Here is a 25,068-nt window from a genome sequence, read left to right as displayed (position 1 = left end):
TGCACCCCTCTTTATACGGCGCCCGCATCGTGTCCCTAGTTCAGCATCTGCCTGGTTCCTCCGTCCTGTCCTCCTTTCGACGTGATCGCCTTCTGGCGCAATTGAAGGAAGCCGGCCTGCCGGTGGCCGACATATCCGCCCGCTACGAGCACTTCGTCAGCACCGACGCCGCCCTGACGGCCGAACAGCAGCAGCAGCTTACCCAGCTGCTGGACTACGGCACGCCCAGCACCGCCGACGCGCCCGCCAAGAGCGTGTCCCTGCTGGTGATCCCGCGCCTGGGCACGATTTCCCCCTGGGCCAGCAAGGCCACCGACATCGCCCACAACTGCGGGCTGTCGTCGGTGCATCGCATCGAACGCGGCGTGCGCTACGTCATCACGCCCGAACGCGGCCTGCTCGGCGCCAAGTCGCTCGACGAAGCCATGCTGGCGCGCGCGGCCGACTGCCTGCACGATCGCATGACCGAAACCGTGGTGGACGCCAGCTTCGACGGCCAGGCGCTGTTCCAGCCGCTGGCGGGCAAGCCCATGCGCACGGTCGACGTCCAGACGCGCGGCGCCGATGCCCTGGTCGAAGCCAACACCACGCTGGGCCTGGCCCTGTCCGACGACGAGATCGAATATCTGGCCAAGTCCTTCACCGACCTGGGCCGCGATCCCACCGACGTCGAACTGATGATGTTCGCGCAGGCCAACAGCGAACACTGCCGCCACAAGATCTTCAACGCCGAATGGGTCATCGACGGCCAGTCGCAGCCCAACACGCTGTTCGGCATGATCCGCGCCACGCACAAGGCGCAGCCGCAAGGCACCGTCGTCGCTTACTCGGACAACGCCGCCATCATGGAAGGCGGCCCCGCGCAGCGCTTCCAGGCCGGCGTGCCGGGGCTGGCGGGCGAGGGCGCCGCCAGCGCCAAGTACATCCGCCGCGACACCACCGTGCACACGCTCATGAAGGTGGAAACGCACAACCACCCGACCGCAATCGCGCCGTTCCCCGGCGCCTCCACCGGCAACGGCGGTGAAATCCGCGACGAAGGCGCGACTGGCCGCGGCTCCAAGCCCAAGGCGGGCCTCACGGGCTTCACCGTGTCGCACCTGCGCTTTGACGACGCGCTGCAGCCCTGGGAAGCCGACCACCACGGCCTGCCCGATCGCATCGCCTCGCCGCTGTCCATCATGATCGACGGCCCCATCGGGGGCGCGGCGTTCAACAACGAATTCGGCCGTCCCAACCTGCTGGGCTACTTCCGTTCGTTCGAGCAAACCGCTGGCGGCACGCGCTGGGGCTACCACAAGCCCATCATGATCGCGGGCGGCCTGGGCAGCATCGACGCCGGCCTCACGCACAAGGAAGTCATTCCTCCCGGCGCGCTGCTGATTCAATTGGGCGGCCCGGGTTTCCGCATCGGCATGGGCGGCGGCGCCGCCTCCAGCATTAGCATGGGCAGCAACTCGGCCGAACTGGACTTCGACTCCGTCCAGCGCGGCAACCCCGAAATCGAACGCCGCGCGCAAGAGGTCATCGACCGCTGCTGGCAGCAGGCCGAAAACAACCCCATCATCGCGATCCACGACGTGGGCGCGGGCGGCCTGTCCAACGCATTTCCTGAGCTGGTCAACGACGCCGGCCGCGGCGCGATCTTCGATCTGAAGCGCGTGCCCCTCGAAGAATCGGGCCTGTCGCCCGCCGAAATCTGGAGCAACGAATCGCAGGAACGCTACGTCCTGTCGATCCTGCCCCAGGACCTGGAACGTTTTGACGCCATCGCCCGCCGCGAACGCTGCCCGTACGCGGTGGTGGGCGTGGCCACCGAAGAGCGGCAGCTGCGCGTGGTGGACGGCGAGGGCCTGCCCGGCCTGGACACGATCCGCCCGCAAGGCGACGCGGAAGTGCGCCCCGTGGACGTGCCCATCGACGTCATCCTGGGCAAGCCACCGCGCATGACCCGCGACGTCACCCGCCTGCCCGGCGTGTCCGAGCCGCTGGACCTGGCCGGCATCGACCTGACCGAAGCGGCCTACCGCGTGCTGCGCCACCCCACGGTGGCCAACAAGTCCTTCCTCATCACCATTGGCGACCGCACCGTCGGCGGCCTCTCCAGCCGCGACCAGATGGTCGGTCCGTGGCAGGTGCCGGTTGCCGACTGCGCCGTCACGCTGGCCGACTACGAAGGTTTCCGCGGTGAAGCCATGTCGATGGGCGAGCGCACCCCCATCGCCATGCTGGACGCCCCGGCCTCGGGCCGCATGGCCGTTGCCGAAGCCCTGACCAACCTGGCCGCCGCCGACGTGGCGCGCCTTGAAGACATCAAGCTGTCGGCCAACTGGATGGCCGCTTGCGGCGTGGCCGGGCAAGACGCCGCGCTGTACGACACCGTGTCCGCCGTCAGCGAACTGTGCCAGGCCACCGGCCTGTCCATTCCGGTCGGCAAGGACTCCCTGTCCATGAAGACCTCCTGGGAACAGGACGGCGAGCAGCGCCAGGTCGTCGCGCCGGTGTCCTTGATCATTACCGCGTTTGCGCCGGTCGCCGATGTGCGCGCCAGCCTGACGCCGCAGCTGCGCACCGACGCGGGCGACAGCGTCCTGATCCTGATCGACCTGGGCCGCGGCCGCCATCGCATGGGCGGCTCGATCCTGGCGCAGACGTATAACCAGGTCGGCCAGACCGTGCCGGACATCGATTCGCCGCAAGATCTGCGCGCGTTCTTTGTCACCATCCGCACGTTGGCCGAAGCCGGCACCATCCTGTCCTACCACGACCGCTCCGACGGCGGCCTGTTCGCCACGCTGGTCGAAATGGCCTTCGCCGGCCGCACCGGCATCTCGGTGAACCTGGACATGCTGACCTTCGATCCGCAATCGGCGGATTGGGGCGATTACAAGATCCGTCCGGAACAGGTCGCCGTGCAGCGCGACGAACTGACCCTGAAGGCCCTGTTCTCGGAAGAAGCGGGCGCCGTCATCCAGGTGCCGGCCTCGCAACGCGACGCCGTGATGCAGGTGCTGCGCGGCGCGGGCCTGTCGGCGCACTCGCATGTCATCGGCGGCCTGAATGCCGCCGACGAGGTCGAGTTCTACCGCGACGGCCGCAAGGTCTGGGGCCAGCCGCGCGCCGACCTCGGCCGCGCCTGGTCCGAAGTCTCGCACCGCATCATGGCGCGCCGCGACAACCCCGCGTGCGCCCAGGCGGAACTGGACGTCTGGAACGACACCAAGGATCCGGGCATGAGCCCGAACGTGGCCTTCGACCCGCAAGAGAACGTGGCCGCGCCGTTCATCAACACCGGCAAGCGTCCGCGCGTGGCCATCCTGCGCGAGCAAGGCTGCAACAGCCAGGTCGAAATGGCCTGGGCCTTCGACACCTCGGGCTTCGAGGCCATCGACGTCCACATGACCGACCTCCTGTCCGGCCGCCTGGACCTGGCGGAAATGCAGGGCCTGGTCGCGGTGGGCGGCTTCAGCTACGGCGACGTGCTGGGCGCCGGCGAAGGCTGGGCGCGCACCATCCGCTTCAACAGCAAGCTGTCGGACCAGTTCGCCGCGTACTTCGCGCGTCCCGACACCTTTGCGCTGGGCGTGTGCAACGGCTGCCAGATGATGGCTGCGCTGGCGCCGATGATCCCGGGCGCCGAGCACTGGCCGCGCTTCACGCGCAACCAGTCCGAAAAGTACGAAGCCCGCCTGTCGATGGTGGAGGTGGCCAAATCGCCGTCCATCTTCTTTGCCGGCATGGAAGGGGCCCGCGTCCCGGTCGCCGTGGCCCACGGCGAAGGCTTTGCCGACTTCTCCCAGCAGGGCGACGCCGGCCGCGTGCTGGCCGCCGCGCGCTTCATCGACAACTACGGCCAAGCCACGGAAGCCTATCCGTTCAACCCGAACGGCAGCCCCGGCGGCCTGACCTCGGTGACCACTGCCGACGGCCGTTTCACGGTCATGATGCCGCACCCGGAACGCGTGACCCGCAACGTCATGATGTCGTGGGCGCCCGAGAAGTGGGGCACCGCGGATTCGGGCGGCGCGTTCAGCCCGTGGATGCGCATCTTCCGCAACGCGCGCGCCTGGCTGAAGTAAGCGTCCGGGGGTGACACCCCGAACCGTAGCCACAGAAACCGCCGCGGCACGTCCGCGGCGGTTTTGCATTGTGCGCTTGGGTGAGGCCCGGGTCCGCGCGCCGCCCGCATGTAACCCAATGAGATATTTAACTTTTCATTGCATTGCGCCGTTAAGGGGAGAGCGTTACGCAACCCCCGGAGTGGCTTTCAATGTTTAAGAATTTAAGTATCCGCGCAATCCTGACGACCGCCCTGGCCGTCTTTTTTGCCCTTTTTCTGGTGACCGGCCTCGCGGTCTATCAGCAACTGACGTCCAACCGCACCTCGATCGAGGTGATGCTGGACACCAACCTGGTCCGCGCCAATTCGCTGGACGACGCGGCATCGGACCTGCTGCGCGCCCGCGTGGTGCTGCTGGCCGCGCATAGCGCGCTGCTGGAAGGCAAAAGCCTGGACACCGCCGCCAGCAACATGCAGCGCATGGACAGCTATGTCGCCAAGGCCACCAGCCAGATCGAGACCGCGCGCAAGCTGCCCGAAACTTCGCCGCAGGGCAAACCCCTGTTCGAAGCTGCGCTGGCCGCCTACGACGTCTACGTGCGCGAAGCCATTTTTCCCCTGATCGCCGCGATCCGCGCCGGCGACGCCAAGGAGGCCGGCCGCATCAACCAGGAGAAGGTGAGCCCGCTCGGCACCAAGTTCACCCAGGCCAACCAGCAGTACGTGGACTTTGCCGACGAAATCGGCCAGCGCGTGGCCCACGATTCGGCCGCGCGCATCAATACCGCCATCGTGTTTCTGATCTGTCTGCTGGTCGTCGTGGCGGCGCTGGTCGTGGGGCTGTATGTGGTCTTCGGCCGGGCGGTCTTCCGTCCGCTGCATGAAGCCGGACGCCTGTTCGACCGCATCGCCAGCGGCGACCTGACCAACCGCATCGAGCAGCGCGGCAACAACGAAATCGGCGTGCTGTACGCCGCCGTCAAGCGCATGCAGGACAGCCTGGCGCGCACCGTGTCGGCCGTGCGCCTGGGGGTTGAAGAGATCCACACCGGCTCGCGCGAGATTGCCGCGGGCAACATCGACCTGTCCTCCCGCACCGAGCAGCAGGCCGCTTCGCTGGAGGAAACGGCCGCCAGCATGGACGAGCTGTCCTCCACCGTAAAGAACAACGCCGACAGCTCGCGCAGCGCGGCACAACTGGCGATGGCCGCGTCCGAAGTGGCCACGCGCGGCGGCCAGGCCGTGTGCGACGTGGTGGGCACGATGCGCGGCATCGCCGACAGCTCGCACCGCATCTCCGATATCGTCGGCGTGATCGACGGCATTGCCTTCCAGACCAACATCCTGGCGCTGAACGCCGCGGTGGAAGCCGCCCGCGCGGGTGAGCAGGGCAAGGGCTTTGCCGTGGTCGCAAGCGAAGTGCGCGCGCTGGCGCAGCGCAGCGCGGCGGCCGCCAAGGAGATCAAGGGCCTGATCGACGATTCCGTGCAGAAGGTGTCGGTGGGCTCGGATCAGGTGGAGGCCGCCGGCGCCACCATGCAGGAGATCGTCACGTCGGTGCGCCGCGTGGCGGACATCATCAACGAGATCTCCAGCGCGTCCGAGGAACAGTCGCAGGGCATCGAGCAGGTGAACCAGGCCGTGTCGCAGATGGACAGCGTGACGCAGCAGAACGCCGCGCTGGTCGAAGAGGCGGCGGCTTCGGCGGCATCGCTGGAAACGCAGGCCCAGCGCCTGCGCGAAGCCGTGGCGGTGTTCAAGCTGCAATCCGGCCGGGTGATCGAGGCCGATGCGCCGGCGCTGGACAGCCGCGGCGGCGAGCCGGCGCTCATCGGCGCCTGATCCCGCCTTGCAAGGTTACGCGCCAACAAAAAGCCGGCCCTGAAGGCCGGCTTGCAAGCTCGCTGCAAAGACCCCGCCGCGCAACGCGCCGGGGTCTTTTGTTTGGCGCTTACTGGTCGAGCTGGATCTTGGCGTCGTTGGCGACGTTCTTCCACTTCTTCACGTCGCTGGCGATCACTTGTTGGAAGGCGTCCGACGAACCGGCCACCACGGTCCCGCCCAGGCTGGCCATCTTGGCCTTCACTTCGGGCGTGTTCAGCGCCTTGACCGAGGCGTCGTGCAGCTTCGTCTTCACGGCTTCCGGCAGGTTCTTCGGGGCCAGCAGGCCGTTCCACGCATTCGCTTCGTAGCGCGCCAGGCCGGCTTCCTTGAAGGTCGGCGTGTCGGGCAGTTCCGGCGAACGCGCGTCGGCGGCGATGGCGATCGGGCGGATCTGGCCGCTCTTGATGTAGGGCAGCGAGGCCGGCACGGGTTCCCAGATCATCGACACCTGGCCGCTGATCACGTCGGTGAAGGCGGGACCGGCGCCGCGGTAGGCGATGTGCATCAGATGCGCGCCCGTCATCGACTTCATCAGTTCCATCGCCAGGTTGCCCAGGCCGCCCGCGCCGGACGAGGCGTAGGTGTACTTGTCCGGATTGGCCTTCGATTGCGCGATCAGCGCGTTCAGGTCGGCCGCCGGGAAGTCCTTGGTGACGCTCAGCACGCCGGGCACGGTGACCAGTTGCGTGATGGCCGTGAAATCCTGCGACGCATCGTAGGTCAGGTTCTTGTAGACGGCCGGGTTGGTGCCGTGGGTGCTGGAGGAAGCCAGGAGGATCGTGTAGCCGTCGGGCGCGGCGTCGGCGACGTAGCGCGTGCCGATCGAGCCGCCCGCGCCGGCCTTGTTCTCGACCACCACCGTCACGCCCAGTTCGGTGCCCAGTTGCGCGGCGAAGACGCGGCCGATGATGTCGGCGGTGCCGCCCGGGGCGAACGGCACGATCATGCGGATGGGCTTGCTCGGGTAGTCGGACTGCTGGGCCGACGCGCCGGCTGCCAGCGTGGCGCCGGTCAGGAGCGCCAGGGCAATGGTGGTTTTCTTCAAGGTCATCGGTGTCTCCACGAGAAGGTTAGTCGAGGCTGCGGTCGAGCCAATCGACGATCAGTCCGGCAATGTGGTCGCTGTTGCGATCCAGCATGCAGAAGTGCGAGTTGCCGGCAATGCCGGCAGCGGGCAGGTCCAGCACGTCGGCGCGTTGGCCGGCCGCGCGCAGGGCGTTCCAGTAGGCGTCCGTCTGGGCGCGGTAGCGCTGCCAGGTGTCGTCCGCGTTGAAGTGATCGCCCCAGATCAACAGCTGCGGGGGCAATTGGCAGCTGGCCTGGGCCGGGGTGCCGGTAGGCTCGACCGCCACGACGGCGCGCACGGTCGCCGCGTATTCCTGGGCGAGTTGCGTGGCAAGGCCGCCGCCCTGGCTGTGGCCGATCACGATGCACGGGCCCGCCAGGTCCAGCAGCGCGCGGTACGCGTCCAGCGCCATGTCGCCGTGGGTCAGCCAACGCGGCACGAACTGCTTGGAAAAGGTGTCGAACGCGTCGACGGGAAATTGCTGTTCGGGATACGCCTGCCGCGGCTCGCCCGCGCGTGCATAGCCCGAGGCCGGGCCAATGCGAAACAGCCGCCACGCTTCTTCCTTCGAGCGGAAGATCGGGGCCGAGTCGTAGATCTCGGGAAACATCGCCCAGGAAGCGCGGCCGCGTTCCGGCGCGTCGGACACGAAGACGTCGTAGCCGGCCTGCAGCAGCCGCCACAGCCAGCCATCGCGCCCGTCCGGCGTGCTTTCCCACTGCGCGCCCGTCATGCCGCCGCCGTGCCACAGCAGCACGGGGTAGGGGCGGGTCGGCTGGGCCAGCCGGTACTCCTGCACATACAGTTGGCCGGCGCTGTAGCCGCCATTCATGTCGATCAGCCGGGGCGACGCGTTGCCGACCACTTTTTGCTGCTGCATCGGCAGTCCGCCGGCCACCACTTCGGCGCCGCCAACGTAATGGCTGCGGATGGACTTGAGCAGGACGGGGGAGTCGGGCATAGGGTTTTCCAGGAGTGGTCGAAGGGATGTTAGTTGCAAGGTGTTTCTGTCTTGTGCAAAATGCGCAAGCGTTGTGCCGGATCGGCACAGCCGCTGAGCCGCTGGAAAACACACGCCCAGCCCCGGGCAGACATGGGGCGGGCAGGGGATGGAGGAGGACACATGGACATCAAATGGCTCGAGGACTTCGTCGCGTTGTCGAAGTCACGCAACCTGTTTCAGGCCGCCGAGTCGCGCAACGTGACGCACCCGGCCTTCGGGCGCCGTATCAAGGCGCTGGAGGAATGGGCGGGCGTGCCGCTCATCGAGCGCGGCCACCAGGTGTCCACGCTGAACGCCGCCGGCCGCAGCGTGCTGGCCGCCGCCATCGACGTGCTGGACATCCTGCAAGAGACGCGCGAGGCCCTGCAAAAGCCGGAGCAGGAACGCGCCCGCAAGATCACGATTGCGTCCGGCAAGACGCTGGCGCATTCCGTCCTGCCCGGCCTGATGGCGGGCGTGCAGCGCAGCCTGCCGGCCTTTCAACTGAAGGTGATCACGACCACGCTGAATTACGGCGTGGACATGCTGGAGGACGGCGAGGTCGATTTCCTGCTGTGCCATGCCCACGAACCGCTGTACGCCAAGATCGACAATCCCAATTACCGCTGCCGCCGCGTGGGCGCGGACAAGCTGGTGGCGGTCAGCGTGCCGGTCGCGCCGGGCGGGCGCCATCCCCGCCATGCCGTGCCCAAGCTGGCCTCGGACCCGCCCGTGCCGTTTCTGGCTTACGCCGACAGCATGTCGCTGGGGCGCATCCTGCACGACAAGCTGCGCGGCCTGTGCGAGGTGCCGCTCTTGCAGACCACGTACGAGTCCGACCTGGCCGACGCGCTGCACGCGATGGCGCGCCAGGGCTTCGGCCTGGCCTGGCTGCCGCACACGCTGGTCGAACCCGACCTGCGCAATGGCAGCCTGGTGCGGGCCGACGGCGCCCGCAACGACATCCACATGGAAATCCGCCTGTACCAGTCGGTCGGCAACGCCAAACCCCTGGCCCGCGAGGTCTGGAGCCGTATCGAGGCCTACGCAGCCAAGTAGCGCCCCATGAAAATCAGCCGGCGATCGCGCGCAGGCATAAAATAGCGGTTTGCCCCTTTTCCGCACACAGGAAGCCAGCGCCATGAACGCACGCATCCCCGAAGACGCATTGCCGCCCACCCTTGATCCCAAAGCCCTTCAGGACTTTGTGGACGACAAGTGGGACAACGAGATCATCCCCGCGCTGACCGATTACATCGCCATTCCCGCCAAGAGCCCGGCCTTCGATGCCGACTGGGAAAAGAACGCGTTCATCGAGCGTGTGGTGCGCGACGCGGCGCAGTGGGTCGAAGCGCAGAAGGTTTCCGGCCTGAAACTGGAAGTGGTGCGCCTGCCGGGCCGCACGCCCGTCATCTTCTTTGACGCGCCCGCCACCCGCAGCGACAACGGCGACACCGTGCTGCTGTACGGCCATCTGGACAAGCAACCCGAATTCTCGGGCTGGCGCGCCGGCCTCGGCCCGTGGACGCCCAAATACGAAGACGGCAAGCTCTACGGCCGCGGCGGCGCCGACGACGGCTACGCGGTGTACGCGTCGCTGATCGCCATCATGGCGCTGGACAAACAAGGCATTCCGCGTCCGCGCTGCGTGGGCATCGTCGAAACCTGTGAAGAATCGGGCAGCTATGACCTCTTGCCGTACGTGGACGCGCTGCGCGACCGCCTGGGCAACGTGGCGCTGGTGGTGTGCCTGGACTCGGGCGCGGGCAACTACGATCAGCTCTGGATGACCACGTCGCTGCGCGGCATGGTGTCCGGCACGCTGGAAGTCCAGGTCCTGGACGAAGGCGTCCATTCGGGCGACTCCAGCGGCGTCGTGCCGTCCTCGTTCCGCATCCTGCGCCATCTGCTGGACCGCCTTGAAGACAGCGGCACCGGCCGCCTGCTGCCGCAAAGCCTGCACTGCGAAATCCCCGCCGAACGCATCGAACAGGTTTCCGCCACCGCCCGCATCCTGGGCGACGAGGTGTGGCGCCGTTTCCCCTGGAGCTGCGGCGCTGACGGCGGCTTCGTGCTGCCCATGACCACCGAACCCGAGCAGGCGCTGCTGAACCGCACCTGGCGACCGACGCTGTCGGTAACGGGCGCGGAAGGCTTGCCGCCGCTGTCCAGCGCCGGCAACGTGCTGCGTCCGCGCACCGCGTTCAAGCTGTCGCTGCGCCTGCCGCCGCTGGTCGACGCCGTGGCCGCCTCCCAGGAAATCAAGGAACTGCTCGAAGCCGATGCGCCCTACAACGCCAAGGTGATCTTCAAGGCCAACGAAGGCGCCGCCACCGGCTGGAACGCGCCCGCCACGGTGCCCTGGCTGACGCAGGCGCTGGACGCGGCCTCGCAGCAGTACTACGGCGCACCTTGCGGCTATATCGGGCAGGGCGGCACCATTCCGCTGATGAGCATCCTGCAAAAGGGGTTCCCGCAGGCGCAATTCATGGTCTGCGGCGTGCTGGGTCCCAAGTCCAACGCGCACGGTCCCAACGAATTCCTGCACGTGCCGTACGGCAAGAAGCTGACCGCCGCCGTGGCCCAGACCATGGCCGCCATGCCGGCCGCCTGATCCACACGCGTGCCATGCAGAGCGCGGGGCCCGGGGCCTTGCGCTCTTTCTTTTTCCAGGACTGATTCCATGATTTCCACTTCCGACGCCTACGCCAATGTGGTCGCAGAAACCCGCCATTGGCTGAACCAGGCCGTGATCGGCCTGAACCTCTGTCCCTTCGCCAAGGCGGCGCAGGTCAAGGACCAGATCCGCTTTGCCGTCAGCGACGCCACCGACGCCGAGGGCGTGCTGACCGATCTGCAGGACGAACTGGCGCTGCTGGCCGACACCGATCCCGACAAAATCGACACGACGCTGCTGATCCTTCCCGATGCGCTGGACGACTTCCTGGAGTTCAACGAATTCGAAGATCTGTCGGACCGTCTGCTCAAGCGCATGCGTCTGGTGGGAGAGCTGCAGGTTGCCACTTTCCACCCGCAGTTCCAGTTCGCCGACACGCAGCCGGACGATATCGAGAACTACACCAACCGCTCGCCGTATCCCATCCTGCACCTGCTGCGCGAAGACAGCATCGACCGCGCAGTGGAGTCGTTTCCGGACGCCGCCGAGATCTACGAAAAGAACATCGACACGATGAACAAGCTGGGTCTGGAAGGCTGGAAGAAGCTGATGACCAAGCCCTGACCGGCGGGCCTTGGCGCCAACGCTTGCGGGATATCCCTAGATAGCCCGTCGGTTGTATTGCATACAACATACGATCATTGTGACCGTCGCCGTTCGGCGGCGGCCTGTACGTCCTTCCCCTTTTCATTGTCTTGCCTCGCGGCCCTTGTCGGCCGCGCGTTGGCCTTTGCCTTTGTCTGGAGAGCCGTATGCGATTCACCCGCCGTCATGCCCTGGGCGCGCTTGCCGCCTTGCCGTTGATCTCGCGCCCGGTCTGGGCCCAGCAGAACGCCTTTCCCACGCGGCCCGTGCGCCTCTTGGTAGGCTTTGCGCCCGGCGGCTTGACCGACATCGCCGCGCGCGCGCTGGCCGATCGCATGGGCAAGACGCTCAAGCAGAACGTGGTCGTCGAGAACCGCCCGGGCGGGCAGGCCATCATTGCCACCGTCGCGGTGGCGCGCGCCGAGCCGGACGGCTACACGCTGGGCTTTGCCGGCACCAACGGCATGATCCTGAACCCCTTGCTGTACAACAACCTGCCGTACCAGCCGTCGGACTTCAAGCAGCTTGGATCCATGGGCAAATCGCCCATGCTGCTGATCGTGCATCCCGACCTTGGCGTGAATACCGTGCAGGAGTTCATTACTCTGGCCAAGAAAAAGCCCAACGACATCACGTGCGCGCACGCGGGCCGCGGTGTCATCAACCACCTCGCGCTGCTGCATTTCCAGTCCAAGACCGGCACGCAGTTCCAGGACGTGCCCTACAAGGGCAGCGGCCCGGCGCTGCTGGATCTGATGGCCGGCACCGTGCAAAGCACGTTCGACTTCCCGACCTCGGCGCTGCCCAACATCAAATCCGGCAAGCTGAAGGTCCTGGCCGTGACCGCGGACAAGCGGCTGTCCAGTCTGCCCGATGTGCCGACCATGAAGGAAGCGGGCGTCGACGACTTCGAGCTTTACACCCGCATGATGATCTCGGGCCCCGCCGCAATGCCTGCCGATGTCGTCAAGACGCTGGAACACGCCGTGCGCGAAGGCACGCGCGACCCCAGCCTGATCCAGCAGTTTGCCGAGCAGGGCGTGGCCGTGGAGTTCACGTCATCCGCCGACCTGGATAAGGTCATCGCCGACGAATCGGCGATGTGGGCGCAGGTCATCAAGGCCAACGGCGTGCCCAAGACCGATCTGAAGGCATGAGACCGCGACTGCCAGGGAGACGACCGTGACGCACCCCCGTATCACCGTAACGCCCGAACGCGCGCTCATCGACGTCGAGCGTGACATCCACATCGAAGGCTTTCCGGCGTATGCCTTCATCACCGTCACCGCCAGCATGAGCATGTGCGGCGCGACGTGGCGCTCGGAAGCCGAGTTCATGGCCGGCCATGACGGGCGGCTGGACCTGCGGCGCGATTGCCCGGTGTCCGGCTCGTATGCCGAGCCTTCGGCCATGGGACTTGTCTGGTCCATGGTGTGCCAGGACATGGACCGCGTGGTGTTCCCGCCCGACAACACCCAGGCGCTGACCGTGCATATCCATGCCGCCAGCGGCACGCTCACCGCCGACGCCACGATGGTCCAGGACTTCCTGGCCGATGGCGTCACGCACCGGTCCGTGCGGGAAACGGTGGACGGCATGATGGTGTCCGGCGAACTCTACGTGCCCGCCGGCCCCGGTCCGCATCCGGTCGTGGTCTACATGAACGGCTCGTCGGGCGGCGTCAATTCGCCGCGGGCGGCGCTATTCGCCGCCCGCGGCTACCAATGCCTGGCGCTGGCGATCTTCAACTACGATGGCCGGCCGAAATACCTGAACGACATGCCGCTGGAATACTTCGAGGCGGCGCTGAAGTGGGTCCGTAAATCGCTGCAGCCCCGCGACGGCTTCGTGGCGGTGTCCGGCATCAGCCGGGGCGGCGAGACCTCATTGCTCGTGGCCTCGCATTTCCCCGACCTGGTAAGCGCCGTTGTCGCCTATGTGCCATCGCCCGTGACGCACGGGGTGGTCAGTGCGGGCGCGCCGGGCACGGGACGCAACGCCCAGGTCTGGACCCGGCATGGCGAGCCCTTGCCGCACTTGTGGCAGGACAACGCCACGGCCGACTGGGACGCCGCCTATGCCTCGGATCCGCCGTACCGCCAGACCCTGGCGTTCCTGAGCGCCACGCGCGATGCGGCGGCCGTCGAGCGCGCGCGCATTCCCGTCGAAAACTATCCCGGCCCGGTCATGCTGGTAAGCGCATCGGACGATGGCTTCTGGCCCAGCACCGCGTATTCCGAAATGGTGGTGCGCCAGCGCCAGGCGCATGACCTGCCGACGCGCCATTACGCCTGCGCGGGGGCAGGGCACCACGTCCACTATCCTTGTCTGCCCGCCACGCTGATCAACAAGCCGCACGCGATGTCCGGGCTGCTGCTGGATGCTGGCGGCACGCCATCCGCCAATGCGGCCGGCAACGAAGGATCGTACCGGGCGGTGCTGGACTTTCTGGCGCAGGTTCGGGCTGGGGAAGGGTAGGACATCTCGCGCGGGCCGGTGGCTCATCTGGGCCGGTGTCAGACACCCGGGCGAGAGGGCCGTCAGCATGTGACGGCGGCTCCGCGTGTGTCAGACACCTCGGTTTGCTTCAAGGTGTCTGACACCCGTCAGAATTGACCACCAAGTTGATCAGCCGCCACAAGGGTGTCTGACACCGTGCCAAGCGAAGACGGGTCATCCCCAACAAAAAGAGACCGGCATTGCCGGTCCCCTGCATTGTGCCCGCACCAGACTCACTGCCGGCGGATCGCCTCGACCTGGATCTTCAGTTTCACTTCCGGCTTGAAGCCCATGTCCAGCCCGAAGTTCATGCCGAAATCCTTGCGGCTGAATTCCGTGGAGGCGTCGGCGCCGCAGACTTCGCGCTTGACCATCGGGTGGTCGATGCACTTGAAGTCGTCGATCTCTAGCTTGACCTGGCGCGTGACGCCGCGCAGCGTCAGGTCGCCCGTCGCTTCTTCCGGCTTGTCGCCATCGAATTTGGTGAACTTGCCCTTGAACGTGGCGGTGGGGTACTTGGCCGCATCGAAGATGTCGGGCGCGACCGCATGCTGGTTCATCTCGTCGTGGCCGAAGTCCACCGATTTGATGTCCACGGTGACTTCCAGCGTGCCGGTGCGCGCCTGACGGTCCAGCACGACCACGCCGCTGGACTGGTTGAACTTGCCGCGCCAGGTCGACAGGCCGCCGAAATGATCGGCCTCGAAGCTGGGGTACGTATGCGAGGGATCAAGATCATAGGTGACCGGCGCGGCAGTGGCGCCAATGGTCAGCGATAGCGCACTTGCGCCCAGCAGCAGGGTCGGGATCAACTTCATTGCGGCTCCTTGAATATGGCGTTCACGTCACGGCTGCGGCAGGCCGCAAGCGTGCAGGGAAGGCAAGACAATAACATTCAGTTCCGTGTCAGCAGCGTGGCTTAAATCAAAAACTCGCGGTCCTGCATTGCGCACCGTCCGATGGCATCAATCCACTTTGCCCAGCCACGCCGACAGGTCCTGCAAGGTCTCTCGCAGCGCGTTGAAGCGCTGTTCGCCCAGGTGTTCCTTCCATTCCTGTTCGACGTCGGCCACGCAGGTGCGCATCAGCGCATACATCTCCTGGCCGCGCGCCGTAAGCTGCAGCTCGGTCGAATTGGAGGCCGGGCCAGGCCGTCGCAGCAGATAGCCGCGCCGCTCCAGTTCAGCCAGGACGTAGTTCATCGCCTGGCGCGACATATTGCATTGGCGCGCCAGCTCGATCGGCCGGCGGCCGTGCGGGCCGGGGTACATGAAGACGCCGAGCTCGGTCAACGACACGTCAAAGCCCTGCGCGTTGACGGTGGTCAGCATGCGCGCGACGACATGCTCGCGCGGCAGCCGCAGCAAGGAACCGATCATCGGCAGGCCAGCTTGCGGTTCGGATGCGGCGCTATTTTTTCTGCTGGACATGGCGTAAAAAATTTGTACACTTCGAAGTAAAGGAACTTTACGCGGAGTATGCCATGAACGAAGACGCCGTATTCAATGCAGACGAAGTGATCCGGATAGGCCAACTGGAGATTCGCTATCTTCAGCCAAGCGGGCAGGGCAATCACATGGGGGCGTTCGAATTGCGGGTGCCGCCGGGCTCGAACGTGCCGCCGCCCCACAGTCACGACAATGAAGAGCTGATCTATGTGCTGGAGGGGACGCTGCGCTTTACGGTCGGCGGGCAAACGCGGGACTTGGGGCCGGGCGACTCGATGACCACGCCCACCGGCGTGGCCCACGCGTTCAGCAATCCGCACAGCGTCATGGCCCGGGCCCTAGTCATGAACACGCCGGAAATCAGCGCGGACTATTTCCGCGAGATGGCGGCGCTGATCAATGGCGGCGGTCCGCCGGACAAAGCCCGGATGATGGAAACGATGAAGCGATTCGGCCTGACCCCGATCGCGCCGCCGCCGGCAGTTGCGGCCCCGCCGGCAAGTTGACCGGACTGTCTGTTTACTCGTCGTTCGCCCACTCGACCTGCACGCCCAGGCTGCGCAGGTTTTCGACAAAGCGCGGGTGCGCCCGGCGGATCGGCGTGGCGTTGCGGATCTCGGAACGGCCCTTGATGCTGCTGGCCACCATGAACAGGGCGATCGCCACGCGGATGATGTAGGGGCTTTCGACCACGCCCGGCGTCAGCGGATTGCCGCCGAAGGTCACCACGCGGTGCGGGTCCGACGAGAACACATGCGCGCCGAACTTGGACAGCTCGCCCGTCCAGCCCAGCGCGCCGTCGTAGACCTTGTTCCAGAACATCGCATTGCCCTCGGCGCATACGCCCAGCGCAATGAAGATCGGCAGCAGGTCCACCGGAAAGTACGGCCAGGGCGCCGCTTCCACCTTGGTCAGCACGTTGCTGGTGAACGGCGTCTGCACCTTCAGCGGACCCTCGCGCAGCGCACGCGACCAGCCGTCCTTGTGCTCGATCCGCACGCCGAACTTGGCGAACGTGCGGTCGATCAGCGGGAAGTTGCCCGGCGTGCGGTTGCGCACCACCACGTCGCCGCCGGTGATCGCGCCCAGCGCGAGGAACGTGGTGATTTCGTGGAAGTCCTCTTCGAACGTGAACTCGCCGCCGCCCAGGCGCTTGCCGCCGCGCACCACCAGCCGCGACGTGCCGATGCCGTCGATGTCGGCGCCCATCATGGCCATGAAGCGGCAGAACTCCTGCACGTGCGGCTCGGAGGCCGCATTCGTCAGCGACGACTCGCCTTCTGCGGCGGCGGCGCACAACACGAAATTCTCGGTCGTGGTCACCGACGCGTAGTCCAGCCAATGATGCGTGGGCTTGAGCGGACCGCCCGCGCGCACCAGCAGCGATCCGCTGGCGCGCTCCACCTCGCCGCCGAACGAGCGGAAGATGTCCACGTGCGGATCGATCTCGCGCACCCCCAGCGTGCATCCCTTGACGTTGTCTTCCAGCCGCGCCACGCCAAAGCGGGCCAGAAGCGGCGGCACCAGCATGATCGACGAACGCATTTCCTCCGGCAGCCTGTGCGCCGCCGCGTCGAACATGGTGTTCTTGTGATGCAGTTCCAGCGTGCGCGTCGCATCGTCCAACCGCACGTCGCTGCCCAACGTGCGGAAGATATCCAGGATCTTGCGCACGTCGGTGATGTCCGGCACCCCGTGCAGCCGCAACGGCTGGTCGGTCAGCAGCGTGGCGCACAGGATCGGCAGCACCGCGTTCTTGTTGGCCGAGGGGACGACGCGGCCGCGCAAAGGCGTGCCGCCGTGGACGATGAGATTGGACATGGGGATGGGACAGCCGGGAAAGAAATAGGGGAGAGCGCGGGGATTGTACCGGGGTCCTTCAAGGGGTCATTTTGACGAAAGGCGGCTAAACGTTTCAGACTGCAATGTTCCTAACGCAGACGCCGTGCTAATTCTGGTCACCGTCTATCGATGCGCGTTCCATCATCGTCAAATGAAATCGCTGCCGCAGCCGAAATCCCAGGCGCTCATACAACGCAATCGCACCGGCGTTCTGGCCAAGCACGTGCAGGAACGGCGATTGGCCCTGCCGCCAGATCCGCGCTTGCAGGTTTTGCACCAGCCGTTGGGCCAGTCCCTTGCCACGCCATTGCTCGTCGACACAGACGGCGCTGATTTCGATGTGGCCGGCCGGGCGCATCCGTTCGCCCGCCATCGCGACCAGGCGGCCTTGCCATCGAATTCCGATGTAGCGGCCCATCTCGTGAGTGCGCGGGCAGAACGGACCGGGCTTGGTTTTGGCGGCCAGCGCCTGCATCTCGGCAGCATCGGCCGCGGTGAGCGCGACCATGTCGGCGGTGTCGGCGACACAGGGCCCGCGCCGCGTCGCAACCATCTGATGGATCACGCCGACCGGATTGGCGCGAAGCCGGGCGGGGGGCTTGAGCGGGTAGAACGAAAGCAGCGCCACCTGTTCGCCCGGCGGCAGAAGCTGTGCAAGCGCCGCCCATGCCTCGGGTGAGTCATCGGACGCCATCGCGGCAAACGGCGCGACATCCGGTTGATAGCGGCGGGCGAGGTGCTCGCCGGTGCCCAGATGCGCCTGCTCCGTGACGAGGGCCGTCCAGATCGGGTTGTCCAGACTGTGTGCTTGTTGGTCCATGCGGGCTCCCATTGATCCGCGCCAAGAGCGCGTGGGGCCAATGTAGACAGGAACGGGGCGCCGTTCTATGGTCGCAAATGACATTTTTGGAGTTGTTTCCGCCATGAAGATTTCCGTGCTGGCGCTGGACGGCTGCTTCGACACAGGGCTGTCGGCCATCCTGGACGCATTCACGACGGCCAACGAGCTGGCCGACCTCCAACAGCCCGGCGAAGGGCCGCGCTTTGACATCGACATCATCGGTGTGCGGCGCGAGGTGCGCACGGGTCTAGGCATGCGCGTTCCGGTCAAGCCTGTCAGCGCAATGGGCAGTCCCGATTGGGTCGTGCTGCCAGCCATCGCCACCAAGATGCCGGAGCAACTGCTGCCGGCGCTGGAACGCCGGGACGTCAAGGACGCGCTAGGGGTGCTGCGGGATTCCCATGCCGGCGGCGCCAGGATCGCGGCCGCGTGTATTGGCACCTTCGTGCTGGCCGAATCCGGGTTGCTCGATGGACACGAGGCCACGACGTCATGGTGGCTGGCGCCGCTGTTTCGCCAGCGATATCCGGAAATTGAACTGGACAGCGCACGTATGATGGTGCCGTCCGGCAGCTTCACGACTGCGGGCGCGGCGATGGGTCATCTGGATCTGGCCCTGTGGCTGGTGGGCCAGGCCAGTCCGGCGCTGGCCGCCGTGGTCGTGCGCTATCTGCTCGTGGACGCGCGGCCGTCGCAAGCGCCGTACATGATCCCCGATCACCTCGCGCGCGCCGACCCGCTGGTCGAGCGTTTCGAACGTTGGGCCCGCCAACGATTGGCGCAGGGGTTCTCGGTGGCCGACGCCGCGGACGCGCTTGCGACCAGTACCCGCACGTTGCAACGCCGTATCGAGGCGGTGCTGGGCAAGTCGCCGCTGTCTTACTTCCAGGACTTGCGCGTCGAGCGGGCGGTCCATCTGTTGCGAACCAGCCACCTGAACATCGATGCGATTGCCACAGAGGTGGGCTATGAGGACGGCGCGACATTGCGGACGCTGCTGCGCCGCAAGCTGGGTAGAGGGGTGAAAGAGTTACGGCTTACGCGGGCTTATCCCGATTCTTGCGAATCAGCACCGCGCCGCCGATCGTCAGCAGCAAGCCGCCGCCCAGATACGGCAGGCCAAAGATGAGCAGGAAGAAGAACAGCGCGGTGTTTGCATCCCGCGCGTCCGCGCCGCCGCCGGTGTGCATGGCCGGGTCCATCTGCAGTAGCGCAATCGGCACGGTCAGCAGCAGCGTCACGCCCAGCGCAAGGCAGCCCCAGCCGATCAGCCGGCGCAAATTCCCGATCCGCGCCAGCAATACGGCGGCAATCACCGCGATCACCGCGTAAAGCACGGCGCCGGCGATCTGCATCCGCTGCAGCGCGGTGTCGTCCAGTGGCACGTAGGCGCCACCGGCGGGCTGGTTCAGGCCGAACAGGGCTTGCAGCAGCGGATTGGTAACGCCAAAACTGGCGCTGCCGATCAGCAGACCCAGGACAATGCTGGCCAGCCATTTGATCGCGGTCGGGGGCATGGGGCGGCGGGTCGCTTCTTGTGGATCAGTAGTAGATGTCGACGTAATCGGTCAGGCCGCCGCACGCTTCCATCTGCTGCAGACGCCAGTACTTGCGCTTGCCGGTCGCCTTGAATTCGTAGTCGCCGGTACGCTCGCAGCGACGGCCCTTGTCGGGCGCGTCCAGGATCAGGATCGTGCCGCGCAGCACGAAGCTGTCGCGGCCAATGGAGACGACCTCGCCTTTGACCTTCAAGGTGCCTTCATGGTTGGCCTGCGTGCCGTCAAGACGCACCACGTCGTTGTCGTCGATCGCGTTCATCTTGCCGCGCTTGGCGGACCACAGCCATTGCAGCGTCACGCCGCTGTTGTTCAGCAGCCGCTCGTAGGCGGCCTGGTCGTTGATCTGCGTTTTTTGCACCGGCGCAAGGGCGCCGCCGGCGGGCGCCTGCTGCGCGGGCGCTTGACGGGCGGGTGCCTGTTGAACCTGGGGTTGCGCAGCGGGGGCCTGCTGCGGCGCCGGCGCCTGGCTGCCCGAATTGGCGCGCGGAGGCAGGATGGCTGCGCCGGGATCCTTCTGCGCGAAGGCGGGAGCGGCGGCTGCGAAGGCCAGTCCCAGAGCAAGAAGCAGATTACCGGACTTGCGTTTGATTCCCGAGGCGCGGGCAACGTGAGTGTGCATGGTCTGTATCAAGAGAGGAAAGGGATGTGCCGTACAAACCTGACCCCGATTACGGCACGGGCGCCAACTTATCACGCCCGTGCGCGCAAATAATTGCGGTGTTTAGCGTAGCTGTATCTATTCGTTAGGCGGAAAACAGAATGCTTCACCGTCGCGCGCGTGCGGTCCCATCAGGCTCGCCGCCGCACGTTCTCTTCATGGAGCAATCGCACGGGTTCCACGAATTCCGGGACCGGCCCCTCCGCCTCGATCCCGCTGACCACCTCGGCAATGGGCAGGGACCGCACGGGCGAGGGCGGCACGCCCCATTCGCGCATCCATTCCGCGTACTGGGCGGACGACACCGCGTACACGATCCGGCCGAGTCCCACCCAGCCGTGCGCCGCCGAACACATGGCGCAATGCTCGCCGGACGTGTACACCGTGCAGGCCGCGCGGTCCGCGGGCGGCACGTTGTTCGCCGCCCAGCGCGCGATCTCGAATTCCGGATGCCGCGTGCGGTCGCCGCTGGAGACATGGTTATGGTCTTCAAACAGCACCCGTCCGTCGCCCGATACCAGCACCGATCCAAACGGCTGGTCTCCCGCATCGAGCGCCTGCCGGGCCAGCTCGACGCAGCGTGCAAGGTGCTTCTTGTCCTCTGCGGTAATCACGCGTGATCTCCTTATAAAGATTGAGCCGGCGCGCGATGTGCGCGCCGGCCGATTTGTCCTACAGCAGCAGCGGCGAAATCTTGCTGCCGTCCACCGAGACGCCCGCCATCAGCCCGCCGTTGTTCATCACGAACCCCACGATGGGCTGCTGCGCGGTATAGGAATCGATGCTGCCGTTCACGCCCACGTTGGCCACGGCGACGGTAGCGTCCGCGCCGATGGTCCAGCCGCTGCTGGCGCGGAACTTCGCCAGCGCGTCGTCCGTCATGAACAGCAGCACCATCGCCTTGGACTGCGCGCCCGCCTGAAAGCCGATGGAGCCGCCCGTGATGCTGTAGTAGCCCTTGTCCTGTCCGCCGACCTGCAGCACGCCCGAGCCATGCTGGGCGCCCACGATGAAGCTGGCGCTCAGCACAGCCGGAAACACCAGCACGCCGCGGGCACGTTCCACCAACTGCTTGGACTGCGGCGCGGACTCATACAGCTTGGACAGTGTCGCCGCCGCAGCGGTATCCAACTCCTGACGCTTTTCCGCGGCGGTTGCCGTGGCGCGCGAGTCTGTCGTGGTGCAGCCTGCAAAGAGCAGCCCGGCCATGCCGAATGTGACGGCCGCCACGGCGGTTCTGCGGAATTTTGAATTGATATCAAGCATTTGCGCTTCCTTTTTGTAGGGGACCACGGTGCACTTCGAATCACCTCCTGGCTGGAGATTACTCCGGCTTGCGCGCGCAGGCGATGGGGGGGTGATCGCAAGAAAGATAATCGGGCTTTCCCTCGGTTTAACATCGCGCCATGCTATTCATCATCTTTCTCTGGATCGCGCTGGCCATCGTGGTGGGATTCATGGCGCGTAAGCGTGGCCGCAATGGGGTGGGGTGGACGGTGTTGGCTTGTCTGATCAGTCCGCCGGTGGCGGCCGTTTTTCTGGCAAGCATCGCCAATCGTTCGCCGCTGGCCGGCCAGCCGGTCCTGTCATCGCATGTCGATTGCCTGCACTGCGGCAAGCCCATCCTGCGCGACGCGCGCGTGTGCCGGCATTGCGACGGCGACGTCACGGAAAGCGGGCTCGCGCCGGTGCGTCAGGCAATGCCTGTCGGGTACTGGTTCGATCTTCCCGATCCCGCCTTCAAGCTGATTCGATCCGCGGACCGCGTGTCGCTCGTCAAGCCCGTTCCGCCATGGATCGTGGTGGACCAGGCGCTTGACTCCATCGTCATCGGAAGCCGCTGGCCTGGCCGGCTGTGGCGCGTGCGGGTTGAAAAGCAGGGCGACATGTCCGATCTGGTCGCCCAACCCGGCTATTGGCGCGCCAGTGCAATTGCTTTGCTGGAAGAATTGCCGCTCTCTGCCCTGTTCGGGCCGAATGGCGAGGGCGTGCTGGAGATCGTTGAGCAGATCGGTACGTTGTCGCGCAGCCAGGCGCAGGCGTTGGCGGACAACCTGCCTGAAGACGCCTGGCGGGCGTACAGCCGGGCCTGGATGCGTTGGTCGCAACAGGGGGGCGAGCCAACCTCGAACGGCGAGGACGACTGGCGCGGCACGCTGGCCGCCGCGCGGCGGGACGACAAGGCGCGTTCGCCGGTCCATGCGGGCTTTCTGCTGATCCATGACCAGCTGCGCAAGCGCGCCGAACACGTGGATGGCGGCGGCGCCTTCATCCTGGTCGAGGAAGACGGCGAGACCGAACAGGTGCTGAACCCGTTGTGGCAGGCCGCTTGCGATGCGTTGCTGTTTGCCGCCATGGCGCGGGGGGCGCCGCAGTACATGACCGAAGCAGACGCGCTGACGTTGACTCAGGCCTGGACCCGCGTTCTGGACGGGGCCAGCCAGCGCGCCTGAGCGTCACCACATTGCTTCGTTCAGGATCTTTCGGGCCCGCCGGAAGGTAATCACCGCCGCCCAGCCAGCCAGCACCAACGCGATCCAACCGTTCATGTTGAATTGCACTTTGCGCGAATGGCTTTGGTCATGGACCTGCTTGGCGTCGACCAGCGTTTCGCCGTTCTTGCGCACGCCATAGACCCGCACGGGAATGGCCATGTTGTATTGGCGCGCAATCGTGCCGTCGGTAAGCTGCCGTTGGTCTTCAAGCACCATGAATTCGACGTGCTCGCCCTCGGTGTACCGGACGTTGTAGGTCGCCTTGAAGAACTTGAACACCATGTAGGGATAGTTGCCCGAATAGACGCAAGGCACGGTGTAACGCTCCAACCGTCCGCGTATCCGCGCCTGGGCATCGCAGCTGGCCACCTTGTCGACACGAAGCTGGATCGTGTTCAGCTTGGCGGGGTCATAGGGCAGGCGGATGTCTTTTGCCGCATTGAAGCAATAGATGGCAATGCCCAGGAGCGCAAGTGCGGCAATCGCGGGAATGCGGCAAGGCTGGAAGGCGCGTTTCCAGTCAGCCAGTTCACTGGACATGCAGGCTGACTCGGAAACGATGGCGACGATTGCGGGAACCAGTATCGATGTTCATGGGGCGCGCTGCGGAATTTGCCAGCGCGTATCTTAAAACAGCCGCTTGCCGCGACGCAGGCTACTTCGGGTCGCAGTGATTGCGAAACGCCTTTTCTCCCGCGTCGGATACCTCGACCCATTTCTGGTCCGGCGGCGCGTCGGGCGCGTAGCTGTCGTGCCAGTTCCACCATTTGTAGGGCGGCGTCTGCGGATAGCCGGCCGGAGAATCCTCCCAGGTTTCCTGCCGCCCCAGCGGCGTGATGTCCAGGTAGTTCCACGTGCCGCCCATCTGCTCGTCGCCTCGGTTGTTCAGGAAGTACGTGCGATAGATGCGGTCGCCGTCGCGAAAGAACACGTTGGTGCCGTGCCATTCGTCCACGCCGAAATCCGCGTCGAAACTGTCGGTCAGCGTGAACCACGGCATCGTCCAGCCCATGCGCGCCTTCAGCCGTTCGATGTCCGCCTGCGGCGCGCGCGACACGAAGACCAGCGTCGTGTCGCGGGCATTCAGGTGCGAAAGGTGGGCCACCTGATCGGCCACCATCGAGCAGCCGCGGCACGCATGATCCGGCCAGCCAAAGACGCCAGGCTCGTGAAACGCGCGATAGACGATGAGCTGCCGGCGGCCGTCGAACAGGTCGCGCAGCGTCACCTTGCCGGCCGGGCCTTCAAAAACATATTCGTTGTCTACCGCCGTCCAGGGCATGCGGCGGCGTTCCGCGGCGAGGGCGTCGCGGGCGCGGGTGTGGGCCTTTTCCTTGATGAGCAGTTGCTGGCGGGCGGCTTCCCAGTCTTTGCCGGAAACGACCGGGGGCATCTGCATGGCGGGGCGGGCGCCATTGCCGGGGGATGCGGGGGGCGTGGTCATGACTGGATCCTCCTGAGGGGTTCGGTGCCAAAGGCGCCAAGTGAGCGGCGCGGGTACGGGAATAGTGTGGCACCGGGAGGCGGCGGCCAGGAGTAACAAATCTGGCGCGTGTCTGGCGGCTCAGGCGGTAAGCAGCACGGCCTCTCGCGGCATGGCCTGTGCAGTCCACCCCCGCAGGCTTTCACGCAACAGCGTTACGGCGGCCTGACCGCTTTCGTTCAGACGGTGCGCCGCGTACAGGCCGAATTGCGCGGTCAGCGGCAGCGCGCTTTCTTCCCCGATGGAAATCACGCGCATGGTGTCGGGCCGCAGGCACTCGGTCGTCAGCAAGGCCACGCCCAGGCCGTTCTCGACGGCGGCGATCGTGGCGCCCACGTTGTGGCTGGTCAGCGACACCCGGAAATCGCGCCCCGACGCCGTCAGCGCATCGAATGCCAGCCGGCGCCATGAGCACGGCTCGGCGTACACGATCACGTCAAGCGGCTGGTCCGGGTCCAGGGTTTCGTCGATCCCGCAGGCCCAGTGCAAATCCACCGTCCACGTCTCGATGGGTTCTTCGGTGAATCCCACGCAGGCGCCCACGGCCACGTCCAGCGTGCCGTCCTGCCAGCGCGCGGCCAGCCGCTCGCCGTCGTCGATGACGACCTCCAGATGCAGGTTGGGGCACGCGCGCCGCAGCTGCCCCAGCGCCGCCGGCAACGCGGCCACCGCCACGTCCTCGGACAGCCCGATGCGCACGCTGCCCGCCACCGCCCGTTCGCGCAGCCGCGCCGCGGCCGCCTCGCCCAGCGCAAGGATCCGGTTGGCGTAGCTCAGCAGCAACTCGCCCTCGGTGGTGGGGGCCATGCCGCGGCCGGTGCGATGCAGCAGCCGCTTGCCGACCATTTCCTCCAGACGGCGGATCTGCGTGCTAAGCGCCGACTGCGCGCGGCCCGACATTTCGGCGGCGCGGCTCAGGCTGCCGTATCGGCAGACCGCCACAAAGGTGCGGAGCAGGGCGGGGTCGAAGTCGGTTGACATTATCAATC

23 protein-coding genes are annotated in these 25,068 nt (G+C 66.1%); 10 read left to right on the top strand and 13 right to left on the bottom strand.

All coding sequences use genetic code 11. The annotated features are described in order from the left end of the window. Positions 1-29: 29 nt before the first annotated feature. On the top strand, positions 30-4,079 hold the full coding sequence (purL, locus tag LN047_RS16030) for a phosphoribosylformylglycinamidine synthase (RefSeq protein ID WP_062841089.1): 4,050 nt from the start codon (positions 30-32) through the stop codon (positions 4,077-4,079). A gap of 191 nt (positions 4,080-4,270) precedes the next feature. Beyond that, positions 4,271-5,902, top strand: a complete 1,632-nt coding sequence (locus LN047_RS16025) for a methyl-accepting chemotaxis protein (RefSeq protein WP_373979556.1) — start codon at positions 4,271-4,273, stop codon at positions 5,900-5,902. 109 nt (positions 5,903-6,011) lie between these two features. Here LN047_RS16025 and LN047_RS16020 read toward each other — a convergent pair whose 3' ends face one another. After that, entirely contained in the window at positions 6,012-6,995 is a 984-nt protein-coding gene (locus LN047_RS16020) for a tripartite tricarboxylate transporter substrate binding protein (protein ID WP_056319064.1), read from the bottom strand. Between the two features lie 19 nt (positions 6,996-7,014). Then, positions 7,015-7,971, bottom strand: coding sequence for an alpha/beta fold hydrolase (locus tag LN047_RS16015; RefSeq protein WP_373979555.1), 957 nt, complete (start codon positions 7,969-7,971; stop codon positions 7,015-7,017). Positions 7,972-8,133: 162 nt separating this feature from the next. Here LN047_RS16015 and LN047_RS16010 point away from each other — a divergent pair, with 162 nt between their 5' ends. The 5 genes from LN047_RS16010 to LN047_RS15990 all read left to right on the top strand — a co-directional run bounded on the left by LN047_RS16010 (position 8,134) and on the right by LN047_RS15990 (position 13,732). After that, complete coding sequence (locus tag LN047_RS16010) at positions 8,134-9,051, top strand: LysR family transcriptional regulator (protein WP_280000599.1); 918 nt, start codon at positions 8,134-8,136, stop codon at positions 9,049-9,051. A gap of 82 nt (positions 9,052-9,133) precedes the next feature. Next, entirely contained in the window at positions 9,134-10,606 is a 1,473-nt protein-coding gene (locus tag LN047_RS16005) for a M20 family metallopeptidase (protein WP_373979554.1), read from the top strand. 69 nt (positions 10,607-10,675) lie between these two features. Next, positions 10,676-11,233, top strand: a complete 558-nt coding sequence (locus tag LN047_RS16000; RefSeq protein ID WP_373979553.1) for a DUF1415 domain-containing protein — start codon at positions 10,676-10,678, stop codon at positions 11,231-11,233. Positions 11,234-11,421: 188 nt separating this feature from the next. Beyond that, positions 11,422-12,411, top strand: a complete 990-nt coding sequence (locus LN047_RS15995; RefSeq protein ID WP_373979552.1) for a Bug family tripartite tricarboxylate transporter substrate binding protein — start codon at positions 11,422-11,424, stop codon at positions 12,409-12,411. Between the two features lie 25 nt (positions 12,412-12,436). After that, positions 12,437-13,732 carry an acyl-CoA thioester hydrolase/BAAT C-terminal domain-containing protein gene (locus LN047_RS15990; protein WP_373979550.1) on the top strand — a complete coding sequence of 432 codons (1,296 nt, stop codon included), beginning with the start codon at positions 12,437-12,439 and terminating at the stop codon, positions 13,730-13,732. 254 nt (positions 13,733-13,986) lie between these two features. Here the strand turns inward: LN047_RS15990 and LN047_RS15985 are convergent, their stop codons facing one another. Both LN047_RS15985 and LN047_RS15980 read right to left on the bottom strand, forming a co-directional pair. Continuing rightward, positions 13,987-14,571: a YceI family protein gene (locus LN047_RS15985; protein WP_373979549.1), complete on the bottom strand. Its 585-nt coding sequence runs from the start codon at positions 14,569-14,571 to the stop codon at positions 13,987-13,989. Positions 14,572-14,718: 147 nt separating this feature from the next. Next, positions 14,719-15,183 (bottom strand): MarR family winged helix-turn-helix transcriptional regulator, encoded by a 465-nt coding sequence (locus LN047_RS15980; protein ID WP_175155719.1) that lies wholly within the window; start codon positions 15,181-15,183, stop codon positions 14,719-14,721. Positions 15,184-15,236: 53 nt separating this feature from the next. Here LN047_RS15980 and LN047_RS15975 point away from each other — a divergent pair, with 53 nt between their 5' ends. Continuing rightward, positions 15,237-15,707, top strand: a complete 471-nt coding sequence (locus LN047_RS15975) for a cupin domain-containing protein (protein ID WP_373979548.1) — start codon at positions 15,237-15,239, stop codon at positions 15,705-15,707. A 13-nt stretch (positions 15,708-15,720) separates the two neighbouring features. On the opposite strand, the gene LN047_RS15970 is transcribed toward LN047_RS15975, so the two are convergent. Continuing rightward, positions 15,721-17,022: a UDP-N-acetylglucosamine 1-carboxyvinyltransferase gene (locus LN047_RS15970; protein WP_280000605.1), complete on the bottom strand. Its 1,302-nt coding sequence runs from the start codon at positions 17,020-17,022 to the stop codon at positions 15,721-15,723. 127 nt (positions 17,023-17,149) lie between these two features. Next, on the bottom strand, positions 17,150-17,968 hold the full coding sequence (locus LN047_RS15965; protein ID WP_373979546.1) for a GNAT family N-acetyltransferase: 819 nt from the start codon (positions 17,966-17,968) through the stop codon (positions 17,150-17,152). Between LN047_RS15965 and LN047_RS15960 the strand changes: the two genes are divergently transcribed. Beyond that, the gene (locus LN047_RS15960; protein ID WP_373979545.1) at positions 17,967-19,013 is read left to right on the top strand and encodes a GlxA family transcriptional regulator; all 1,047 of its coding nucleotides are present in this window, start codon (positions 17,967-17,969) and stop codon (positions 19,011-19,013) included. The two genes, LN047_RS15965 and LN047_RS15960, sit on opposite strands and share 2 nt — an antisense overlap. Here the strand turns inward: LN047_RS15960 and LN047_RS15955 are convergent. The 4 genes from LN047_RS15955 to LN047_RS15940 form a co-directional block, all read right to left on the bottom strand. Then, complete coding sequence (locus LN047_RS15955) at positions 18,922-19,401, bottom strand: hypothetical protein (protein WP_373979544.1); 480 nt, start codon at positions 19,399-19,401, stop codon at positions 18,922-18,924. The genes LN047_RS15960 and LN047_RS15955 overlap by 92 nt on opposite strands. A 25-nt stretch (positions 19,402-19,426) precedes the next feature. Further along, on the bottom strand, positions 19,427-20,062 hold the full coding sequence (locus LN047_RS15950; RefSeq protein ID WP_056319098.1) for a hypothetical protein: 636 nt from the start codon (positions 20,060-20,062) through the stop codon (positions 19,427-19,429). A gap of 170 nt (positions 20,063-20,232) precedes the next feature. Further along, positions 20,233-20,715: a nucleoside deaminase gene (locus LN047_RS15945; protein ID WP_062841078.1), complete on the bottom strand. Its 483-nt coding sequence runs from the start codon at positions 20,713-20,715 to the stop codon at positions 20,233-20,235. A gap of 58 nt (positions 20,716-20,773) precedes the next feature. Next, on the bottom strand, positions 20,774-21,367 hold the full coding sequence (locus tag LN047_RS15940) for a YSC84-related protein (protein ID WP_128827189.1): 594 nt from the start codon (positions 21,365-21,367) through the stop codon (positions 20,774-20,776). Between the two features lie 140 nt (positions 21,368-21,507). Here LN047_RS15940 and LN047_RS15935 point away from each other — a divergent pair, with 140 nt between their 5' ends. Further along, a complete protein-coding gene (locus LN047_RS15935; RefSeq protein ID WP_373979543.1) occupies positions 21,508-22,554 on the top strand; it encodes a hypothetical protein in 1,047 nt (348 codons plus the stop codon). A gap of 3 nt (positions 22,555-22,557) precedes the next feature. Here the strand turns inward: LN047_RS15935 and LN047_RS15930 are convergent, their stop codons facing one another. The 3 genes from LN047_RS15930 to LN047_RS15920 form a co-directional block, all read right to left on the bottom strand. Continuing rightward, the gene (locus LN047_RS15930) at positions 22,558-23,136 is read right to left on the bottom strand and encodes a hypothetical protein (RefSeq protein ID WP_373979541.1); all 579 of its coding nucleotides are present in this window, start codon (positions 23,134-23,136) and stop codon (positions 22,558-22,560) included. Positions 23,137-23,251: 115 nt separating this feature from the next. Continuing rightward, on the bottom strand, positions 23,252-23,995 hold the full coding sequence (locus tag LN047_RS15925) for a DUF899 domain-containing protein (RefSeq protein ID WP_217617671.1): 744 nt from the start codon (positions 23,993-23,995) through the stop codon (positions 23,252-23,254). 165 nt (positions 23,996-24,160) lie between these two features. Further along, a complete protein-coding gene (locus LN047_RS15920) occupies positions 24,161-25,060 on the bottom strand; it encodes a LysR family transcriptional regulator (RefSeq protein ID WP_373979540.1) in 900 nt (299 codons plus the stop codon). Positions 25,061-25,068: the final 8 nt, after the last annotated feature.

Source organism: Achromobacter sp. JD417 (assembly GCF_041879325.1).
Taxonomy (GTDB): domain Bacteria; phylum Pseudomonadota; class Gammaproteobacteria; order Burkholderiales; family Burkholderiaceae_B; genus Achromobacter; species Achromobacter mucicolens.
This window is presented reverse-complemented; position numbering and strand designations above follow the sequence as displayed.

Excerpts from the sequence above, each read along its gene's own strand:
- LN047_RS16025 (WP_373979556.1), top strand. The coding sequence starts at position 4,271 with ATGTTTAAGAATTTAAGTATCCGCGCAATCCTGACGACCGCCCTGGCC.
- LN047_RS16020 (WP_056319064.1), bottom strand. The coding sequence starts at position 6,995 with ATGACCTTGAAGAAAACCACCATTGCCCTGGCGCTCCTGACCGGCGCC.
- LN047_RS16015 (WP_373979555.1), bottom strand. The coding sequence starts at position 7,971 with ATGCCCGACTCCCCCGTCCTGCTCAAGTCCATCCGCAGCCATTACGTT.
- LN047_RS16010 (WP_280000599.1), top strand. The coding sequence starts at position 8,134 with ATGGACATCAAATGGCTCGAGGACTTCGTCGCGTTGTCGAAGTCACGC.
- LN047_RS16005 (WP_373979554.1), top strand. The coding sequence starts at position 9,134 with ATGAACGCACGCATCCCCGAAGACGCATTGCCGCCCACCCTTGATCCC.
- LN047_RS16000 (WP_373979553.1), top strand. The coding sequence starts at position 10,676 with ATGATTTCCACTTCCGACGCCTACGCCAATGTGGTCGCAGAAACCCGC.
- LN047_RS15995 (WP_373979552.1), top strand. The coding sequence starts at position 11,422 with ATGCGATTCACCCGCCGTCATGCCCTGGGCGCGCTTGCCGCCTTGCCG.
- LN047_RS15985 (WP_373979549.1), bottom strand. The coding sequence starts at position 14,571 with ATGAAGTTGATCCCGACCCTGCTGCTGGGCGCAAGTGCGCTATCGCTG.
- LN047_RS15980 (WP_175155719.1), bottom strand. The coding sequence starts at position 15,183 with ATGTCCAGCAGAAAAAATAGCGCCGCATCCGAACCGCAAGCTGGCCTG.
- LN047_RS15975 (WP_373979548.1), top strand. The coding sequence starts at position 15,237 with ATGAACGAAGACGCCGTATTCAATGCAGACGAAGTGATCCGGATAGGC.
- LN047_RS15970 (WP_280000605.1), bottom strand. The coding sequence starts at position 17,022 with ATGTCCAATCTCATCGTCCACGGCGGCACGCCTTTGCGCGGCCGCGTC.
- LN047_RS15960 (WP_373979545.1), top strand. The coding sequence starts at position 17,967 with ATGAAGATTTCCGTGCTGGCGCTGGACGGCTGCTTCGACACAGGGCTG.
- LN047_RS15965 (WP_373979546.1), bottom strand. The coding sequence starts at position 17,968 with ATGGCGGAAACAACTCCAAAAATGTCATTTGCGACCATAGAACGGCGC.
- LN047_RS15955 (WP_373979544.1), bottom strand. The coding sequence starts at position 19,401 with ATGCCCCCGACCGCGATCAAATGGCTGGCCAGCATTGTCCTGGGTCTG.
- LN047_RS15950 (WP_056319098.1), bottom strand. The coding sequence starts at position 20,062 with ATGCACACTCACGTTGCCCGCGCCTCGGGAATCAAACGCAAGTCCGGT.
- LN047_RS15940 (WP_128827189.1), bottom strand. The coding sequence starts at position 21,367 with ATGCTTGATATCAATTCAAAATTCCGCAGAACCGCCGTGGCGGCCGTC.
- LN047_RS15935 (WP_373979543.1), top strand. The coding sequence starts at position 21,508 with ATGCTATTCATCATCTTTCTCTGGATCGCGCTGGCCATCGTGGTGGGA.
- LN047_RS15930 (WP_373979541.1), bottom strand. The coding sequence starts at position 23,136 with ATGTCCAGTGAACTGGCTGACTGGAAACGCGCCTTCCAGCCTTGCCGC.
- LN047_RS15925 (WP_217617671.1), bottom strand. The coding sequence starts at position 23,995 with ATGCAGATGCCCCCGGTCGTTTCCGGCAAAGACTGGGAAGCCGCCCGC.
- LN047_RS15920 (WP_373979540.1), bottom strand. The coding sequence starts at position 25,060 with ATGTCAACCGACTTCGACCCCGCCCTGCTCCGCACCTTTGTGGCGGTC.